This is a genomic window from Paracidovorax wautersii, assembly GCF_031453675.1.
GTDB lineage: Bacteria > Pseudomonadota > Gammaproteobacteria > Burkholderiales > Burkholderiaceae_C > Paracidovorax.
In genome coordinates this window covers 2,320,357-2,336,036 of the sequence record NZ_JAVIZX010000001.1, presented here as the reverse complement: position 1 = coordinate 2,336,036, position 15,680 = coordinate 2,320,357, and the positions used below count along the sequence as shown (strand labels likewise).

Below are 15,680 nucleotides of genomic sequence, written 5' to 3'. Positions count from 1 at the left end.
TTCTGTTGTGGGTGGTGATGGCGGGATACCGTGAGTCAATCGGCCCCCAGGCCGATGGGGGATGGCTGCCGCTTCTCGACGGCGTGGCGCAGCAGCGCCGCCGTGCGGAAGATGCCGTGCGCGAACTTGCCGTAGGGGAGCGTGGCGAACAGCGCCATCACCGCGCCCAGGTGCAGGCAGAGCAGCAGTGCCAGAGCCGGCGTGCCGCGGACCAGCCACAGCGCCAGGCCACTGGTGGCGGTGAGGAACAGCAGGGCGATGAAGCCGCGGTCCATGGGCTTTTGCGCCGCGTCGCCCTGCAGCGGGTGGCGCCGCAGATTCAGGCGCCACAGCCCTGCCGTGCCCAGCGCCAGGCTGATGCCGCCCACCACGCCCAGCAGCTTGGGCAGGCTGGGCAGGTCGTAGGGCGCGGGGAGCCCCAGCGCATAGTGGTAGAGCGTGGCCACGCTGGTGGCGGCAAAGCACAGCAGGAAGCCGTAGAACGTGAGGTGGTGGCAGCGGCGGCGGGCCTGGGTATAGGCGTCGTCCTCGTTGTTGCAGCCCTGGCCATGGCCGCCGTCCAGGTACTTGAGGCGCAGCACCGCGTCTGCGGCCTCGGCCGTGGCGGGCGGCGACAGCGGCGCACCGCTGGTCACGGGCGCTACGTCGCGCCAGAACCGCCGCACGCCCAGCCCCAGCGCCAGCACCGCGGACAGGAACACCGGCGCGAACAGGCCCACCAGCAGGTTGTGCGGAAAGATGGCGTAGAAGTCGCTGCCCGGCGCGCTCCACAGCGTGCCCTTGAGCGCTACGGCCAGCAGCAGGAACAGCGACAGCCCGCCGGCCAGGGCGAGCGACAGCGCCAGGCCGTTGCGGTGGTAGAGCCGGCCCAGCATGGGCGGCCAGGCGTAGTCGTGGTAGGTCTGCACGCGCACGGTTGCCATGGCCTGCGGAATGTTCACCGCGAACTCGTGCGGTGGCGCGTACTGGCAGGCGTGCAGGCAGGCGCCGCAGTTGTGGCAGAGATTGGCCAGGAAATGCACGTCCGCCTTCGGAAACTCCAGCCGGCGCGTCATCGCAGGGAACACGGCGCAAAAGCCTTCGCAGTAGCGGCAGGCGTTGCAGATCTGCAGCTGGCGCGCCACCTCGGCCTCGGCCGCCGTGGTGGGAGCCGGGCCGGTGAAAGCGGCCGCAGCGCCCGCGGGAGCAAAGGCGACGGGCTCGCCCCGGGCCAGGGCTTGGGCGTCGCGCGTCAGGGCCTCAAGCGATTGCATGGTCGTCTACTCCTTTTTCCATAGCTACCAGCGCAGACAGGGATTGCGCTGGGGCCTGTTTTGATGCCAAAGCCGCATTGGTGCCGGCAATGCGCCCAAAAGCCGTGCCGATGCTCATGCCCACGCCGGCGGTGTAGCCCTTGCCGAGCACGTTGCCGGCCATCATTTCGCCGGCGACGAACAGGTTGGCGCTGGCCACCCCGCCAAAGCGCACCGCGGCGGTGTCGTCGGTCTCCAGGCCCAGGTAGGTGAAGGTCACGCCGGGCTTGAGCGCGTAGCCATAGAACGGCGCCTTGTCGATGGGCCGGGCCCAGTGGGTCTTGGGGGGCGACACGCCCTCGGTGTGGCAGTCGTCCAGCGCCGTGTGGTCGAAGGTGCCGACACGGCAGGCGGCGTTGTAGCGGTCCAGCGTGCGCAGGAAGGTGTCCACGTTCAGGCCCAGCTTCTGCGCCAGCTCGGGCAGGCTGTCGGCCCGCACGCCGGGGAAGACTGGCGGCATGAACCGCCCGATGGCCTGGCTGTCGATGATGGAATAGCCGATCTGCCCCGGCTGCTGCGCCACCAGGCGCCCCCAGATGGCGTAGCGCTTGGGCCAGAAGTCCTCGCCCTCGTCATAGAAGCGCTCCGCGTCGCGGTTGACCACCACGCCGAGGGACACGCAGTCGATGCGCGTGCAGATGCCGCCGTCGTACAGCGGCGCACGCGCGTCGATGGCCACCATGTGCGCCTGGGTCGGGTCGCCGATGCGGTCGGCGCCGTGGTCTTCCAGCAGGTGCCGCAGCAGCACGCCCTGGTTGTAGGCCGTGCCGCGGATCAGAAAGTTGTCCGACGGCCACTCGCCGCGTTCGTTCTGGCCCCAGGCCTCGCGCAGCCAGTCGCGGTTGGACTCGAAGCCGCCGGCCGCCAGCACGCAGGCCTTGGCCGCGATGCGCTCGCCCCCTTGCAAGTGCGCTGCGACGAAGCGTCCGCCGTCCATCTCGATGCGCTCCACCGGCACTTCATAGCGCACCTGCACGCCCAGCGCCTGGGCGCTGCGGTAGTAGGCGTTCACCAGCGCCTTGCCGCCGCCCATGAAGAAGGCATTGGTGCGTGCCACATGCAGGGCGCCCGACAGTGGCGGCTGGAAATGCACGCCGTGGCGGCGCATCCAGGGCCGGCAGTGGGCCGAATGGCGCACCACCAGCCGCGCGAGCCGCTCGTTGGTGAGCCCGCCGGTGACCTTGAGCAAGTCCTGCCAGAACTCTTCCTCGGGGTAGGCATCGACCAGCACGTCCTGCGGTGCGTCGTGCATGCAGCGCAGGTTGCGGGTGTGCTGCGAATTGCCGCCGCGCCAGGCGCGCGGGGCCGCCTCCAGCAGCAGCACGCTGGCACCGGCCTCGCGGGCCATCAGCGCGGCGCACAGCGCGGCATTGCCGCCTCCGATGACCAGCACATCGGGTTCTTCGAACATGGGTCTCCTCGGGTCTCTTCTCGTGGAACGGCCGGACGCACCTCCGGCACAGGAAGGACTCTAGGCAGACGCAGCCCTGCCGTGCAGGGCGGCTGCGTCATGGGGGTATCACGAAGCCCGATACCCTCGGCGAGCGGGGGAGCGCGGTGCAAAGGCCGGCCTGGCGCGGCTCTGGCCGGACCCGGTTCGTTTGCTCCATTCAGCCAGCTCGCGGCACGCCCTCTCCTCAAGCCGCGCAGGCTGCAGACTGCCCGGCCGCGTCTGAACCCGAGACAAATGGCTACTTCAAAAGCCTCCGGTGAACACGTCGCCGACGATCCTCTAGCAGTGGCGTGGGCATGAGCCCATGCACCGCATTCCCTCCACCACGCATCCCGATTGCACGCCTACCCGATCCCCTCAAAGACTTTGAACAGAGGCTACGGCCGGCCGATCCAGGCCGTACCTGGCCAGCGCCCACTCGTGACCAGCGTGCGGGCGCAGTCGGCCAGCACCAGCCGCGCCGCCAGCGCTGCCGGGGACAGTTCTTCGTCGGGCAGGCTGCACAGCAGATTGACCCGGCGCACCGGCACGCCGGTGAGCTGCGCGCACCGAAAGCGCGTGGCCGCGTCCGGATAGCGCCCCAGTGCGGCCCAGGGCTGCAGGGTCGATCCCAGTCCGGCGTCCACCGCCGCCATCACCATGGCCAGCGAATCCACCTCCAGCACCACCCGCGGCGCAATGCCGGCGCTGGCGAAGGCTGTATCCAGCGTGCTGCGCAGCCCGTGCGGGCCGGTGGGCAGGATCAGCGGTTCCTGCGCCAGATCGGCCAGTGCCACCTGCGGAGCCAGGTCGCCGGCTGCCGACCTGCGCACCAGGAACAGGTCTTCCTCCAGCAGCGGAAACATGGCCCAGTGGCGCGCGCCGGCCGTCTGCTGCACCTGGTGCAGCCGGGTATCGAACAGCACGGCCACATCCAGTTCGCGCGCATTCAGCATAGCCGTCAGGTGGCCGGACATGCCTTCGACCATGTGCAGACGCACGTCGGGGTAACGCGCGCGCATGGCCTGCATGAGCGGCAGGCCCAGCGCGCCGGACGTGGTAGGCGCCAGCCCGATGGTGACGCTGCCCGACAGCCGCGCCTGCTGCGCTGCACGGACGGCCTGGTCGGCATGGCGCAGGGTGAGCTGCGCCTCGCGAAAGAACGCCGCGCCCGCCTCGGTCGGTGATACGCCGCGCGGGGTCCGGTGCAGCAGCCGGGTGGACAGCTCTCCCTCCAGCCGGGTGATCTGCTGGCTCAGGGCGGACTGCACCACCTCCAGGTCCAGGGCCGCCCGGCTCATCGAGCCAAGTTCCACCACCCTGACGAAATACCGCAGTTGTCGCAGCTCCATGGCACCTCAATGGGACGGTCTTGCCGGCCCCATGCCGGCGTCCCGTGCGCAGCAGGGGATGTTCCCACAGTACGCAACGCCCGAGAAATCTGGTTTGCACGCAGGCCGCCGACGCACCGTTATGGGCAGGGCGCACCAACATAGAACACAAAACAACACTTTTCACCAGTTGTTGTGCATTTTCCTTGACCCTGGTCAAGCGATCCGCCAGTGTGTCATTTTCGGCCCGAGGCCGCCTCCTACAATTTATTTCCATCAGGAGGAAACATGTCCAGCAACACGCCCGATGCCCCACCGACTGGCCCGTCGACCCGCCAGGAAGAAGCGCGGAGCTTCGTGTTCCTGGCAGCCGTCATGGTTCCCGTCCTGGCTGTGCTGACCGTGGCCAGCTACGGCTTCATGGTCTGGTTCTATCAGATGTTCGCCGGCCCGCCCGGCAGCTGAACCCCCCGCAGACGCCAGCCGCAAGCCAGCCATGACCGAAGAAGTTCACATCACCAGCCTGGTCGTCCAGGTACAGCCCCGGCACGCTGACCGTGCCGATGCAGCCATCTCCGCCTTGCCGGGTGCCTGCATCCACGGGGCAGACGACAACGGCAAGCGCGTCGTCACGCTGGAGGCTGCTTCGGCCTCCGCCATCCTGGATCAGGTCTCGGCCATCCAGCGCACCGACGGCGTCATCAATGTGGCAATGGTGTACCAACACGCCGAGCCGCTCGACGCCATGAACAAGGAGATAAAGAATGTCGAGTACCCGACGTGATTTCGTGCGGCAATCGGCCGCGGCCGCTGCGGGTTCCGTAGCCGGCATCCCCATCGTCCAGGCGCAAGGCAGCAATGCCACCGCCGAGGCCTCCAAGCTCACCTGGTCCAAGGCACCCTGCCGCTTCTGCGGCACCGGTTGCGGCGTGACCGTAGCGGTGAAGGACAACCGCGTGGTGGCGACGCAAGGCGACCCGCAAGCCGAGGTGAACCGCGGCCTCAACTGCGTGAAGGGCTACTTCCTCTCCAAGATCATGTACGGCGAAGACCGGCTTACCAAGCCGCTGCTGCGCATGAAGAACGGCCAGTACGCCAAGGACGGCGAGTTCCAGCCCGTGTCGTGGGACAAGGCCTTCGACGTGATGGCCGAGCAGTTCAAGAAGACGCTCAAGGCGAAAGGCCCCACGGCCGTCGGCATGTTCGGCTCCGGGCAATGGACGGTCTGGGAGGGCTACGCCGCTTCCAAGCTGATGAAGGCCGGCTTCCGCTCCAACAACCTCGACCCCAACGCGCGCCACTGCATGGCCTCGGCCGTGACCGGTTTCATGCGCACCTTCGGCATGGACGAGCCGATGGGCTGCTACGACGACATCGAAGCCGCCACCGCCTTCGTGCTGTGGGGCTCCAACATGGCCGAGATGCACCCCGTGCTGTGGACCCGCGTGACCGACCGCCGCCTGAGTGGCCCGAACGTGAAGGTGGCCGTGCTCTCCACGTTCGAACACCGTTCGTACGAGCTGGCCGACATCCAGATGACGTTCAAGCCCCAGACCGATCTGGCGATCCTGAACTTCATCGCTCACCACATCATTTCCACGGGCCGGGTGAACAAGGAGTTCGTGGACAAGCACACCAACTTCAAGGCCGGCAACACCGACATCGGCTACGGCCTGCGGCCAGAACACCCGCTGCAGGTGGCCGCCAAGAACGCGGGCGACCCCAACGGTTCCAAGCCGATCACGTTCGACGAATACGCCAAGTTCGTCTCCACTTACGACCTGGAGTACACCGCCCAACTGACCGGCGTGCCCAAGAACCGCCTGCTGGCGCTGGCCGAGCTGTACGCCGACCCCAAGGTCAAGGTCGTGTCGTTCTGGACCATGGGCTTCAACCAGCACACCCGCGGCACCTGGGCGAACAACCTCGTCTACAACATCCACCTGCTGACCGGCAAGATCGCCACGCCCGGCAACAGCCCGTTCTCGCTCACGGGCCAGCCTTCGGCCTGCGGCACGGCGCGCGAGGTGGGCACGTTCTCGCACCGGCTGCCGGCCGACATGGTGGTGACCAACCCCAAGCACCGCGCGCACGCGGAGCACATCTGGAAGCTGCCCGAGGGTACGATCCCCGAAAAGCCCGGCTACCACGCCGTGCTGCAGAACCGCATGCTCAAGGACGGCAAGCTCAATGCCTACTGGGTCATGGTGAACAACAACATGCAGGCCGGCGCCAACCTGCATGAAGGCTACGCGGGCTACCGCAACCCGGACAACTTCATCGTCGTCTCGGACGCCTACCCCACGGTGACCGCGGTCGCGGCCGACCTGATCCTGCCCACGGCCATGTGGGTGGAAAAGGAAGGCGCCTACGGCAATGCCGAGCGCCGCACGCACTTCTGGCACCAGCTGGTCACCGCGCCGGGCGAAGCCCGCTCGGACCTGTGGCAGCTCATGGAGTTCTCCAAGCGCTTCAAGATCGAGGAGGTCTGGCCCGAGGAGCTGATCGCCAAGAAGCCGTCGGTGCGCGGCAAGACCTTGTACGAGGTGCTGTACCGCAACGGCCAGGTGGACAAGTTCCCGCTGGCGGACGTGTCGCCCGATTACGAGAACAGCGAAGCGAAGGCGTTCGGCTTCTATCCGCAGAAAGGCCTGTTCGAGGAATACGCCGCGTTTGGCCGCGGCCACGGCCACGACCTGGCACCCTTCGATGACTACCACCAGGCCCGTGGCCTGCGCTGGCCGGTCGTCAACGGCAAGGAAACGCTGTGGCGCTACCGGGAAGGCTCGGATCCGTATGTGAAGGCCGGCACCGGCTACCAGTTCTACGGCAACACCGACAACAAGGCCAACATCTTCGCCCTGCCCTACGAGCCGCCCGCCGAGGCGCCGGACAAGGACTTCCCGTTCTGGCTGTCCACCGGCCGCGTCCTGGAGCACTGGCATTCGGGATCGATGACGCGCCGCGTCCCCGAACTGCACCGGGCGGTGCCGCACGCGCTGTGCTACATGCACCCGGAAGATGCCAAGGAGCTGGGCCTGCGCAGGGGCAGCGAGGTGGAGCTCACCTCCCGCCGCGGCCACATGCGTTCCCGCGTGGAAACCCGGGGCCGCAACAAGCCGCCGCGTGGGCTGGTGTTCGTGCCCTGGTTCGATGCCAGCCAGCTGATCAACAAGGTGACCCTGGATGCAACGGATCCGATCTCGCTGCAGACGGACTTCAAGAAGTGCGCGATCAAGATCACCAAGGTCTGACGCAGGAGTTGTGCAATGAAATCGATGCTTAGAACCATGGTGCTCATGCTGTGCCTGGCCGCCGGCGTGGCCGGGGCGCAGCAGCAGCCGTCGCGGACCTTCACCGACGCCGCTCGCGGACCGACGCCCATCCTGGAAACCACCAAGCCGCCGCTGCTGGGCAATTCCGTCAACGACGATCTGCGCCGCACCCGCAACTACGCCATGCAGCCGCCGGTGATTCCCCATCGGGTGGACGGCTACCAGGTGGACAAGAATTTCAACAAGTGCATGGACTGCCATGCGCGGGGAAAGACCGACGTCTCCCAGGCGATTCCCGTGAGCATCACCCACTATATGGACCGGGACGGCAACGTGCTGGGCCAGGTCTCCACACGGCGCTACTTCTGCATGCAGTGCCACGTGTCTCAGGAAAATGCCCGCCCGATCGTGAACAACACCTTCCAGGACGTGGACACCGTGATCCAGCGCGAGCTGCAGAAGCGCGGGGGGCAGAAATGACGGCCCGAACGGCGGAGGTGGCGACGTGACCCGAGTTCTGAACCTGTTGAAGCGCTATTGGCTGGTGATCCGCCGGCCCAGCGTGCACTTCAGCCTGGGCTTCCTGACCATCGGCGGTTTCATCGGCGGGGTACTCTTCTGGGGCGCCTTCAACACCGCCATGGAACTGACCAATACCGAGAAGTTCTGCACCGGCTGCCACGAGATGCGCGACAACGTCTTCGCGGAGCTCAAGAGCACCATCCACTACACGAACCGATCGGGCGTGCGGGCGGTGTGCTCCGACTGTCACGTGCCGCACAACTGGACCGACAAGATGGCCCGCAAGATGCAGGCCTCCAAGGAGGTGTGGGGCAAGATTTTCGGCACCATCAACACGCCGGAGAAGTTCCAGGACAAGCGGCTGGAACTGGCACAGCACGAATGGGCACGGCTCAAGGCCAACGACTCGCTGGAGTGCCGCAACTGCCACAACTACGATTCGATGGACTTCACCCGACAGAGCGTGCGCGCGCAGAACATGCACTCGACCTACCTGGCGAACAAGGAGAAGACCTGCATCGACTGCCACAAGGGCATCGCCCACCGGCTGCCGCACATTCCGCCCGGCGAAGCGCCGACCGACACGCCCGGCCAGACCGTTCCCAAGGCGGACGCTGGTGGCACCGCGGGCCCGCCCGATGCCAAGTCCTGACGAGCCTGGCGGCTCCCGCAGCGCCCTGCTGGAGGTGGTGGGAGTCCACTGCCGACGTGGCGGGCGCAAACTGCTCAGGGACGTGGGTTTCCGCGTGGAGAGCGGCCAGGTCGCCGAGATCCGGGGCGCCAACGGCAGCGGCAAGACGACGCTGCTGCGGGTACTGGCCGGTCTGACCCCGCCTTCCGAAGGCGCGCTGTACTGGCGCGGCAAGCCGGTGGCGCGGCACGACGAGCACTTCGCCGGCCAGATGGCCTATCTGGGGCATCTGAATGCACTCAGCGCCGAACTGACCGCGGCGGAAAACCTGAACTTCTTCCAGCATCTGCAGCAGGGCCCGGCGCCCCACCAGGCCACGCAAGCCCTGCAGGCGTGGGGCCTGGCCCATGTCGCGGACCATCCGGTGCGCCGCCTGTCGCAAGGCCAGCGCAGACGCCTGGCGCTCGCGCGGGTGTGGTCGCGCCAGTGCAGCCTGTGGCTGCTGGACGAACCCTGCGCAGCGCTGGACGACGCAGGCGCCCAGTTGCTCGATGCGCGGCTGGCGGAGCACCTGCGCGGCGGCGGTGCCGCGGTCATCGCCACGCACCGCCCGCTGGACGTGCCTGCAACAGCCCTGCGCACGGTCGAGCTGGACGCCTACAGCCTCGCCCCCCAGCGCGCGGCCGCTGCCGCAGCGCCCGCGCTCGCATCCCCATTCGCCGCATGATGGTCGCAGTGCTCCAGCGCGAGCTGCGCATGGCGCAGCGCCGCCCCTCCGAAGCGATGAGCGCGCTGCTGTTCTTCGTGCTCGTGGGCAGCCTGTTCCCACTGGCCGTCGGCCCCGACGCGGCCTTGCTGCGCACGATAGCGCCAGGGGTCATCTGGGTAGCCGCCCTGCTCGCAGTACTGATCGCGCTGCACCGGATGTTCGAGCCCGATCTCGCGGACGGCAGCCTGGAGCAGTGGATGCTCGCGCCGGCCAGCCTGACCGCCCTGGTCGCTGCCAAGACGGCGGCGCACTGGTGCATCACCTGCGTTCCGCTGATTCTGGTGGCACCGGTGCTGGCGCTGCAGTATGGGCTGGAGGAAGGCGTTCTGGGCACGCTCGTCGCCGCCTTGGTGCTGGGCACGGCAACACTGACGCTGGTGGGCGCCCTGGGTGCCGCGCTGACGCTGGGCCTGCGCAGCCATGTGCTGCTCGCCCTCATCATGGTGCCCCTGTGCGTGCCGCCGCTGGTGTTCGGCTGTGCCGCCGTCGCTGCCAGCCAGCAGGGCCTGTCGCCCACGCCACAGCTGAGCCTGCTGGGGGCATGCCTGTCGCTGGCAGTCTTCCTGGGCCCCTGGGCCACGGCAGCGGCGCTGCGGTTGGCCATGGAATGACACGATGACCTCATCTCTCCCACCAGACTCCATGAAAGCCCCGCCGCACCGGGCCGATCGCCGGCGCTACCGCTGGCTCCGGTTCGCATCTCCCCGCGCCTTCTACCCGCTGGCGGGCCATGCCATTCCGTGGTTTACCTGCAGCGCATTGGTGCTGTTCGCCATCGGCCTGTGGCTGGGCTTCGTGGTAGCCCCAACGGACCGGCAGCAGGGCGAGGTGTACCGCATCATCTTCCTGCACGTTCCGGCCGCGTGGATGTCCATGCTCCTGTACCTGGCCGCGGCGCTGCATGCGGCCATCGGCCTGGTGTTCGGCACCAAGCTGTCGCACCTGATGTCCCGCGCGATCGCGCCGACGGGCGCCCTGTTCACCGCCATCGCGCTGTGGACGGGCGCCGCCTGGGGCAAGCCCACCTGGGGCGCCTGGTGGGTCTGGGATGCCCGGCTGACGTCCGAGCTGATCCTGCTGTTCCTTTACCTGGGCTACATGGCCCTGGTGGCGTCCATCGAAGACCCCGACCGTGCCGACAACGCCGGCGCCGTCCTGCTGCTTGCCGGTGCCGTGAATGTGCCGGTCATCTATTTCTCCGTCCAGTGGTGGAGCACGCTGCACCAAGGGGCGTCGATCAAGCTGGACGCCGCCCCGTCGATGACCCACACCATGCTCGCCGGCTTGCTGGTCATGGCGCTGGCCTGCTGGGCGTACAGCTTTGCGACCGCCTTTGCCCGGGTACGGTGCCTGATCAATGAGCGCGCAGCGCTGGAGGCCCAGGCATGAACAGCCTGCAAGACCACAACTTCTTCATCTTGATTTCATATGGCGTATCCGCCCTGCTGGTGGCCGCCGAGGTCGCCCTGCTCTGGCGGCGCGGCCGTGCCCACAGAGCCCAGGGCGGGTCGCCTGCCGTGGAGGACCGCCCATGACCCCGCGCAAAAGGCGACTGCTGTTCGTTCTGCTGGGCGTGGCGGCAGTGTCCGTCGCCACGGCGCTGGTCCTCAATGCGCTCAACAGCAACGTCATGTTCTTCTACAGTCCCAGCCAGATCCAGGCCGGCGAATCGCCGCGGAATGCGGCATTCCGGCTGGGAGGCCTGGTGGAGGCCGGCTCCGTGCGCCGCGCTGCAGTCGGCAAGGACGGCCTCGACGTGCACTTCATCGTGACCGACGGCGCCCACAGCATCCCCGTGCGCTACCGCGGACTGCTGCCCGATCTGTTCCGGGAGGGCAAGGGGGTGGTGGCAGCCGGGCGCCTGCAGGACGGCCTGGTGTTCGTGGCGACCGAGGTGCTGGCCAAGCACGATGAGAACTACATGCCGCCTGAAGCTGCGGCCGCCATGAAAGACGCCCGCAAGATGCACCAGGAGGCCGTGAAGTGATCCCGGAAATCGGTGTCTTTGCGCTGGTCCTGGCGCTGCTGGTTGCGGTGGTGCAAGCCACGCTGCCCCTGGCCGGAGCCCACTGGAACGTGCTCAGCTGGATGCGGGTGGCGCGTCCGGCTGCCCTGCTTCAGGGGATCTTTGCCTGGCTCGCCTTCGGTTGCCTGGCCACATCGTTTCTGACCGGTGACTTCTCCGTGCTGTATGTGGCGGGCAACTCCCACTCCGAACTGCCGGCGGTCTACCGGTTCGCAGCGATCTGGGGGGGCCACGAGGGCTCCATGCTGCTGTGGCAGTGCCTGCTCTCGGCCTGGACCGTGGCCGTGGCGCTGTTCAGCCGCCAGCTGCCGCAGGCCTACGCCGCGCGCGTGCTGTCGGTCATGGGCTTTCTCAGCATCGGCCTGATCCTCTTCTTGCTCTTTCTGTCCAATCCGTTCGAGCGCCTGATTCCTGCGGCAGCGGAAGGCCGGGATCTCAACCCGCTCCTGCAGGACCCGGGCATGGTGCTGCATCCGCCGCTGCTCTACATGGGCTACGTGGGCTTCTCCGTCGCCTTCGCCTTCGGCATCGCCGCCCTGCTGTCCGGCGAGCTGAACGCGGCCTGGGCCCGGTGGTCGCGGCCCTGGACGCTGGCGGCCTGGAGCTTCCTCACGCTGGGCATCCTGCTGGGCAGCGCCTGGGCCTATTACGTTCTGGGCTGGGGCGGCTGGTGGTTCTGGGACCCGGTGGAGAACGCCTCGTTCATGCCGTGGCTCGTGGGCACTGCGTTGATCCATTCGCTGATCGTCACCGACCAGCGCGGGGCCTTTCGCAGCTGGACGGTGCTCCTGGCCATTGCGGCCTTCTCGCTCAGCCTGCTGGGCACCTTCCTGGTGCGCTCCGGCGTGATCACGTCCGTTCACGCATTCGCCGTCGATCCCGGCCGCGGGCTGTACATCCTGTGCTTCATGGTGCTGGTGGTCGGCACGTCCTTGCTGCTGTTCGCGCTGCGGGCGCCGGGCATGGGACTGGGCGGGTGGTTCGCCATGCTCTCGCGTGAGTCCCTGCTGCTGGTGAACAACGTGCTGTTCAGCGTGGCCGCGCTGGCCGTGCTGATCGGCACCCTGTACCCGCTGCTGCTGGACATCCTCAACGGCGGCAAGATTTCGGTGGGACCACCGTACTTCGAGGCCGTCTTCGTTCCGCTGATGGTTCCTGCGCTGGTGCTGATGGGGGTGGGCCCCATGGTGCGCTGGAAGCGCAGTGCGCCCGTGGAACTGCGCAGCCAGCTGCGCTGGGCCCTGGGTGCCAGCGGTGTCACCGCACTGCTGCTGGCCTGGCTGCTGCCGCGGGGCGGCAACGCGGCGTGGACGCCGCTGTCCGCCTTCGGGCTGGTGCTGGCTGCCTGGTGTGTGTGGAGCACCCTGGTCCAGGCGGGCCAGCGCCTGTTCGCCACGGGGCCGGCTGACGGCAGCTGGCGGCGGCGCGCCAGCCGGCAACCCCTGAGCTGGTGGGGCATGGTCCTGGCGCACCTCGGCATCGGCCTGTTCGTGTTCGGGGTCACGATGGCTTCGGGCTTCGAGACCAAGCGCGAACTCACGCTGACCGTCGGCGAAACGGTGTCGGTGGCCGGCTTCGGCTTCCGGCTCGATCGTGTGGACGAAGTCAGCGGCCCCAACTACGAGGCACACCGGGCGCATGTGCAGGTGCTGCGCGATGGCCAGCCCTTCGTCGCCCTCGCGCCCGAAAAACGCCGCTACCGCGCGCAGGAAATGCCGCTGAGCCAGGCGGCCATCGACTCGGGCTGGCTGCGCGACCTCTTCGTTGCGCTCGGCGACCCGGTGGACGGCACGACCTGGACCGCCCGCATCCAGGTCAAGCCCTTCATGGACTGGATCTGGCTGGGCTGCATGCTGATGGCGCTGGGCGGGTTCCTCGCCCTGGCCGACCGCCGCTACCGTACGGCGGCCCGCACCCGCCGCGCCCCAGCCCACGCCACCGTTCCAGCGGCACCCATCCCAGAGGGGGCGCCATGAAACTGCTCGCCCCCCTGATCGCCTTTCTGGCCCTGGCCGTGGTGCTGGTGCTGGGCCTGCAGCACGACCCGCGTGCCTTGCCTTCGGCGCTGATCGACCAGCCGCTGCCGCAGATCGACAGCCCCTTGCTGCAGGAGCCCGGGCGCCGCTTCGACAGCACGCAGCTGCGCGGACAGGTCTGGATGCTGAATGTCTGGGCGTCGTGGTGCGGCCCGTGCCAGGAAGAGCTGCCTGCGCTCAATGTGCTGGCGGCGCGGGACCGCGTACCCCTGTACGGACTCAACTACAAGGACCAGCAGGCCCCTGCCCTGGCGCTGCTGGCGCGCTTCGGCAACCCCTACCGCAGCTCGGCCGTGGACGCCGATGGCCGCGTGGGGATGGACCTGGGCGTGAACGGCGTGCCCGAGACCTTCGTGATCGATGCAGCCGGCCGGGTGCGCTACCGGCACCTGGGGCCGGTCAACAACGAGGTGTGGGAAACCAAGCTCATGCCGGTGGTGAAGGCCTTGCGATGAAACACGGTCACCTCGCCTTCGCTTTGAGTGCCCTGCTGCTCGGCGCGGCCCATGCTTCGGGGTCCGACCCCGCACTGGAGGCCCGGGAGGCGCGCCTGGCCAGCCAGCTGCGCTGCGTGGTCTGCCAGAACCAGACCGTCGCAGAATCGAACGCCCCCTTGGCCGCCGACATGCGCCGCGTGATCCGCACCCAGTTGCAGGCCGGGCAGTCGGACGAGCAGATCGTCGACTTCTTCGAACAGCGCTACGGCGCCTTCGTGCACTACTCGCCGCCGTTCCAGGCGTCGACCTGGCTGCTGTGGATCGGCCCGTTCGCCCTGGCAGTCCTGGGCCTGTTCGGGCTCGCGACCATCCTGCGCCGGCGCGCCGTCCGCGGCTACCCCCGCCCATTGACCGAAGCACAGCGCGCCCGGGCGCGCCAGCTGCTGGATGAGGAGTCGAACCCGTGAGTGCAATCTGGCCCCTGTGGGCAAGCGCCCTGGTCTTGCTGCTGCTGGCGATGGCCGTCCTGATCTGGCCGCTGATGCGGGAGCCCGACAAGGCGCCTGCCGAAGACGAAGACCGGGCCGCCGCGCAGCTGCGCCGCGTGTACCAGGCCCAGCGCGAAGAGCTGGAGCGTGAATGGGCGCACCAGACGATGGGACCCGCCGACCGGGCACAGGCGCTGGAAGAACTGCAACGCCGGCTGCTGGACGATACGGATGCCCTGGCGGCAGGTGCCGCCGCCAAGGCCGCCCGCGCCCCGGCCCTGCCCGAGCGCGTGTGGCTGCGCCGCAGCCTCGCCGGCCTGCTGGCCCTGGCGCTGCCCGTGGCCGCGCTGGCGCTGTACCTGAAGGTGGGCGATCCGCAGGCCGCCGCGACGGTGGCAGCCGCGGAGCCGCAGAGCCACGCCACCAGCGGGGTCGATGTCGACACCATGGTCAGCGGGCTGGCCTCGCGGCTGGCGCAGGCCCCGGACGACGTGGAGGGCTGGATCGTTCTTGCCCGGTCGTACGAGGTGCAGGAACAATTCCAGAAGGCCGCCGATGCCTACCGCCAGGCCATCGCCGCGGCGCAGCGCGGAACCTTCCCGGCCGGCCTGCAGGCCAAGCTGCATGCGGACCTGGCCGATGCCCTGGCGTCCTCCCGGGACGGGCAGATGGACGGGCCCGTGGAGCAGGCGCTCGCCGACGCGCTGCGCCTCGACCCCTTGCAGCCCAAGGCGCTGGCGCTGGCCGGCTCGGCCGCGGTGCGCAGGGGCGATGCGGCGGCGGCCCGGCAACACTGGCAGCAGCTGCTGGCCCAGCTGGAACCAGGCACCGACATGGCTCTGCGGGTGCAGAACGACCTGCAGAGGCTGGACGGCCTGTCGGGCGCAGCCCCCGTGACCGAAGGCGGCGACGGCAGCGCCCAGGGCACCGCCGGCGCATCCGCGCCGCTTCTGTCCTCCGTGCACGGCACGGTTCGCCTCGGTCCGGCGATGGCCGCGCAGGTGCGCGAAGGGGACACGCTGTTCATCGCAGCCCGCGCGGAGGAAGCGGGGCGCACGCCCGTCGCCGTGCTCAAGCTGGACGCGGGCAGCTTTCCCGTTGCGTTCACGCTGGATGATCGCCATGCCATGTCGCCCGAGCTGCGCCTGTCCCGCTTCCGGTCCGTGACCGTTCAGGCCTGGGTGTCGCGTTCCGGCTCGGCATCGCGCACGACCGGACAGCCCACCAGCACCGCCCAGCCGGCAGGTTCCGCATCCGCCCCGGTCGAACTGGTCATCGATCACCTGACGCCATAGTGCGGACAGGGGTTCGGACAGCCCGGGTGCCGGGCTGTGCCCCCGCAAATCGCGCGTCTGCAGCCAGGTGGACTTGAAACCGTCACGAATGCCCGTATCATTAGCACTCGATGCAGGAGAGTGCTAACAGCGCCCGCCTGCTGACT

At 68.4% G+C, this 15,680-nt stretch carries 17 protein-coding genes; 14 read left to right on the top strand and 3 right to left on the bottom strand.

Features of this window, described 5'->3' with window-relative positions; genetic code table 11:
- Positions 1–35 precede the first annotated feature (35 nt).
- The 3 genes from tcuB to QE399_RS10550 form a co-directional block, all read right to left on the bottom strand.
- Complete coding sequence (gene tcuB / locus QE399_RS10560; protein WP_309828563.1) at positions 36–1,253, bottom strand: tricarballylate utilization 4Fe-4S protein TcuB; 1,218 nt, start codon at positions 1,251–1,253, stop codon at positions 36–38.
- Positions 1,240–2,703 carry an FAD-dependent tricarballylate dehydrogenase TcuA gene (tcuA, locus tag QE399_RS10555; protein WP_309828561.1) on the bottom strand — a complete coding sequence of 488 codons (1,464 nt, stop codon included), beginning with the start codon at positions 2,701–2,703 and terminating at the stop codon, positions 1,240–1,242. Before tcuA ends, tcuB begins: the two co-directional genes overlap by 14 nt.
- Before the next feature lie 419 nt (positions 2,704–3,122).
- The gene (locus QE399_RS10550; RefSeq protein ID WP_309828559.1) at positions 3,123–4,076 is read right to left on the bottom strand and encodes a LysR substrate-binding domain-containing protein; all 954 of its coding nucleotides are present in this window, start codon (positions 4,074–4,076) and stop codon (positions 3,123–3,125) included.
- Positions 4,077–4,343: 267 nt separating this feature from the next.
- Here QE399_RS10550 and napE point away from each other — a divergent pair, with 267 nt between their 5' ends.
- From napE to ccmI, 14 genes are read left to right on the top strand one after another with little or no spacing between them, the layout of a single operon-like run.
- Positions 4,344–4,520 carry a periplasmic nitrate reductase, NapE protein gene (gene napE / locus QE399_RS10545; RefSeq protein WP_309828557.1) on the top strand — a complete coding sequence of 59 codons (177 nt, stop codon included), beginning with the start codon at positions 4,344–4,346 and terminating at the stop codon, positions 4,518–4,520.
- A 31-nt stretch (positions 4,521–4,551) separates the two neighbouring features.
- Positions 4,552–4,839 (top strand): chaperone NapD, encoded by a 288-nt coding sequence (locus tag QE399_RS10540; RefSeq protein ID WP_309828555.1) that lies wholly within the window; start codon positions 4,552–4,554, stop codon positions 4,837–4,839.
- Positions 4,820–7,309: a periplasmic nitrate reductase subunit alpha gene (napA, locus tag QE399_RS10535; protein ID WP_309828554.1), complete on the top strand. Its 2,490-nt coding sequence runs from the start codon at positions 4,820–4,822 to the stop codon at positions 7,307–7,309. The genes QE399_RS10540 and napA overlap by 20 nt, the downstream gene beginning before the upstream one ends.
- A gap of 36 nt (positions 7,310–7,345) precedes the next feature.
- Positions 7,346–7,810 carry a nitrate reductase cytochrome c-type subunit gene (locus QE399_RS10530; protein WP_405044093.1) on the top strand — a complete coding sequence of 155 codons (465 nt, stop codon included), beginning with the start codon at positions 7,346–7,348 and terminating at the stop codon, positions 7,808–7,810.
- Between the two features lie 25 nt (positions 7,811–7,835).
- On the top strand, positions 7,836–8,504 hold the full coding sequence (locus QE399_RS10525) for a cytochrome c3 family protein (protein ID WP_309828552.1): 669 nt from the start codon (positions 7,836–7,838) through the stop codon (positions 8,502–8,504).
- Positions 8,491–9,210, top strand: coding sequence for a cytochrome c biogenesis heme-transporting ATPase CcmA (gene ccmA, locus QE399_RS10520; protein WP_309828551.1), 720 nt, complete (start codon positions 8,491–8,493; stop codon positions 9,208–9,210). Before QE399_RS10525 ends, ccmA begins: the two co-directional genes overlap by 14 nt.
- Positions 9,207–9,863 carry a heme exporter protein CcmB gene (gene ccmB / locus QE399_RS10515; protein WP_405043489.1) on the top strand — a complete coding sequence of 219 codons (657 nt, stop codon included), beginning with the start codon at positions 9,207–9,209 and terminating at the stop codon, positions 9,861–9,863. Before ccmA ends, ccmB begins: the two co-directional genes overlap by 4 nt.
- A 31-nt stretch (positions 9,864–9,894) precedes the next feature.
- A complete protein-coding gene (ccmC, locus tag QE399_RS10510; protein ID WP_309828550.1) occupies positions 9,895–10,641 on the top strand; it encodes a heme ABC transporter permease CcmC in 747 nt (248 codons plus the stop codon).
- Complete coding sequence (ccmD, locus tag QE399_RS10505) at positions 10,638–10,787, top strand: heme exporter protein CcmD (protein ID WP_309828548.1); 150 nt, start codon at positions 10,638–10,640, stop codon at positions 10,785–10,787. Before ccmC ends, ccmD begins: the two co-directional genes overlap by 4 nt.
- A complete protein-coding gene (gene ccmE, locus QE399_RS10500; RefSeq protein WP_309828546.1) occupies positions 10,784–11,239 on the top strand; it encodes a cytochrome c maturation protein CcmE in 456 nt (151 codons plus the stop codon). Before ccmD ends, ccmE begins: the two co-directional genes overlap by 4 nt.
- Positions 11,236–13,254 (top strand): heme lyase CcmF/NrfE family subunit, encoded by a 2,019-nt coding sequence (locus QE399_RS10495; RefSeq protein WP_309828544.1) that lies wholly within the window; start codon positions 11,236–11,238, stop codon positions 13,252–13,254. The genes ccmE and QE399_RS10495 overlap by 4 nt, the downstream gene beginning before the upstream one ends.
- Entirely contained in the window at positions 13,251–13,769 is a 519-nt protein-coding gene (locus QE399_RS10490) for a DsbE family thiol:disulfide interchange protein (RefSeq protein ID WP_309828542.1), read from the top strand. The genes QE399_RS10495 and QE399_RS10490 overlap by 4 nt, the downstream gene beginning before the upstream one ends.
- Positions 13,766–14,218: a cytochrome c-type biogenesis protein gene (locus QE399_RS10485; protein ID WP_309828540.1), complete on the top strand. Its 453-nt coding sequence runs from the start codon at positions 13,766–13,768 to the stop codon at positions 14,216–14,218. The genes QE399_RS10490 and QE399_RS10485 overlap by 4 nt, the downstream gene beginning before the upstream one ends.
- The gene (gene ccmI / locus QE399_RS10480) at positions 14,215–15,534 is read left to right on the top strand and encodes a c-type cytochrome biogenesis protein CcmI (protein WP_309828538.1); all 1,320 of its coding nucleotides are present in this window, start codon (positions 14,215–14,217) and stop codon (positions 15,532–15,534) included. Before QE399_RS10485 ends, ccmI begins: the two co-directional genes overlap by 4 nt.
- The last annotated feature ends 146 nt before the right edge of the window (positions 15,535–15,680 follow it).

Bases quoted from the DNA above. Each gene is read 5' to 3' on its own strand.
- tcuB (WP_309828563.1), bottom strand. From the start codon at position 1,253: ATGCAATCGCTTGAGGCCCTGACGCGCGACGCCCAAGCCCTGGCCCGG.
- tcuA (WP_309828561.1), bottom strand. From the start codon at position 2,703: ATGTTCGAAGAACCCGATGTGCTGGTCATCGGAGGCGGCAATGCCGCG.
- QE399_RS10550 (WP_309828559.1), bottom strand. From the start codon at position 4,076: ATGGAGCTGCGACAACTGCGGTATTTCGTCAGGGTGGTGGAACTTGGC.
- napE (WP_309828557.1), top strand. From the start codon at position 4,344: ATGTCCAGCAACACGCCCGATGCCCCACCGACTGGCCCGTCGACCCGC.
- QE399_RS10540 (WP_309828555.1), top strand. From the start codon at position 4,552: ATGACCGAAGAAGTTCACATCACCAGCCTGGTCGTCCAGGTACAGCCC.
- napA (WP_309828554.1), top strand. From the start codon at position 4,820: ATGTCGAGTACCCGACGTGATTTCGTGCGGCAATCGGCCGCGGCCGCT.
- QE399_RS10530 (WP_405044093.1), top strand. From the start codon at position 7,346: ATGGTGCTCATGCTGTGCCTGGCCGCCGGCGTGGCCGGGGCGCAGCAG.
- ccmA (WP_309828551.1), top strand. From the start codon at position 8,491: ATGCCAAGTCCTGACGAGCCTGGCGGCTCCCGCAGCGCCCTGCTGGAG.
- ccmB (WP_405043489.1), top strand. From the start codon at position 9,207: ATGATGGTCGCAGTGCTCCAGCGCGAGCTGCGCATGGCGCAGCGCCGC.
- ccmC (WP_309828550.1), top strand. From the start codon at position 9,895: ATGAAAGCCCCGCCGCACCGGGCCGATCGCCGGCGCTACCGCTGGCTC.
- ccmD (WP_309828548.1), top strand. From the start codon at position 10,638: ATGAACAGCCTGCAAGACCACAACTTCTTCATCTTGATTTCATATGGC.
- ccmE (WP_309828546.1), top strand. From the start codon at position 10,784: ATGACCCCGCGCAAAAGGCGACTGCTGTTCGTTCTGCTGGGCGTGGCG.
- QE399_RS10490 (WP_309828542.1), top strand. From the start codon at position 13,251: ATGAAACTGCTCGCCCCCCTGATCGCCTTTCTGGCCCTGGCCGTGGTG.
- QE399_RS10485 (WP_309828540.1), top strand. From the start codon at position 13,766: ATGAAACACGGTCACCTCGCCTTCGCTTTGAGTGCCCTGCTGCTCGGC.